General features: G+C 44.5%; 2 protein-coding genes. Both read right to left on the reverse strand.

Going from position 1 to position 1,716, the window contains the following annotated elements; translation table 11 throughout:
* Window positions 1–174, reverse strand: a 174-nt coding sequence (locus A3762_RS28855) for an alpha/beta fold hydrolase (protein WP_369820682.1), incomplete at its 3' end; no start/stop codon positions are given.
* A gap of 2 nt (window positions 175–176) precedes the next feature.
* A partial coding sequence (locus A3762_RS13220; RefSeq protein WP_231878810.1) for an N-acyl-D-glutamate amidohydrolase occupies window positions 177–1,716 on the reverse strand: 1,540 nt, incomplete at its 5' end.

Genomic DNA, 1,716 nt, shown 5'->3' on the forward strand with positions numbered 1-1,716 from the left:
AGAGCGATAAAAACCGGGAAGATCCGTTAAATAACATCGATAGTCAGACGACACCTCTTTTAGAAGAGGCCGCCATAGTTCCGCTGAATCGGGAACTCCATGCAAAAATAAAGCAGGCTCTCCCTCACCTACCACATCGACATAAATCGGAGCATTGCCAACTTCAACAAACATATTTACACCTGAGTACCTGAAGCCGCTCTTAAGAACTGACCGAAGGCTCGCTCTTTACCGAGGCTCTCGACAATTTCTTCGTTCTCAAACGCTATATTTCCGTTAATAAGCACAGCATCTACCAAGCCTGGATTACGGTTAACCATGCGATCTATATTGCCAAACTCCTCAATAGGCGCTTCATGGTATAAATCTAGCTCTTGGTCCAGTCCTTCTGGGTCAAGTACAACGATATCAGCACGACTGCCTTCTCGAATATAGCCCGCATCGATATTGAACCAATCTGCTAGTTCACCAGTTACACGCCAAATAGCTTCCTCCATAGTCATAATATGGCGCCCCTCTTTCCCTGCATCGCGCACAAGCTTCAACAAACGCAGAGGGAAGTTGTAATAGGCCATATTACGAATATGCGCCCCAGAATCTGCAAAACTAATTAACAGGCTTTTTTCGCTTACTAACTTCTCTAACTTTGAATGCCTATAGTTTGCGATCACGGTATGCCAGCGCAACTGCGTTCCATATTCGACAACCAAATCAAGAAACACATCAACAGGATGCAGAGAACGCTGCTTTGCGACCTGCCCGAAACTCATACCTTTTAAGCTCTGATCTGGGCACTCAACAATCGTTGCGTCATTGAAGTCTCGCTGCCAAACACGAGGCCCCCATTTTTTGTCATATTCTTTTCGGAATCTTCGTCGATACCCTTCATCTTTCATTAAGGTATTACGCTCAACTTCATCTCTTAAATGCAAGGCTGCCTCACCTGCACCAAACTCTTCAAAAATAACTAAGTCGATGCCATCGGCATATACCTCAAACGGGTTGGGTAAAGATTGCCAACGAAAATCAGCTTTACCTAGCTTATTGATCAAACGTGTAATTGGCGCAACAACCGATACAAGCATTGGATTGGCTTTCAAATCCATCAAAGAAATCAAGGTTGTCTTGAGTGGCTTTCTGAAAAATAGCCCCATACTTTCCCAGAAGAAAAGGAACATATTTACCTTTGTGACGATGTTGGGTGCGCCTTGATGAATCGCATCATACTTACGTAGCACAGCATTTAGACGACGAAATTCTTTCCACTTAGCATAGGTCGAAGGCAGTGAAGCGCTACGATAACGATCTCCATCTAACTTGTCCCAAGACGTCGTCATGGCTGACATACCTAGCAAACCGTGTTTCAAGGCGTCATCCAGCATGGATTCCATCTTTTGATATTCATGCTCTGAAATATCTGCGTTGCGATCTACTGCACGCCCCAAACCTAAGACAGCAGCCCTAATTTCAGAATGACCAATAAAGCTACTAATGTTTGGCCCTAGAGGATGCTGTTCTAGAAATTCAACGTACTCACTTACGTTGGTCCAAGTTTTCTTTTCCTTCAACAAGGGAAGAACATGTTCTCTGGGAACAGACTCAACACGCGTAAATAGATCAGAGCAATCCTCAGCATCTAATGACGTCATGCTAATGGAACAATTGCCTATAGTGACCGTCGTGACGCCATGGCGAACAGATTCTTTCAAGCCCGGC

The organism is Oleiphilus sp. HI0125 (assembly GCF_001635355.1).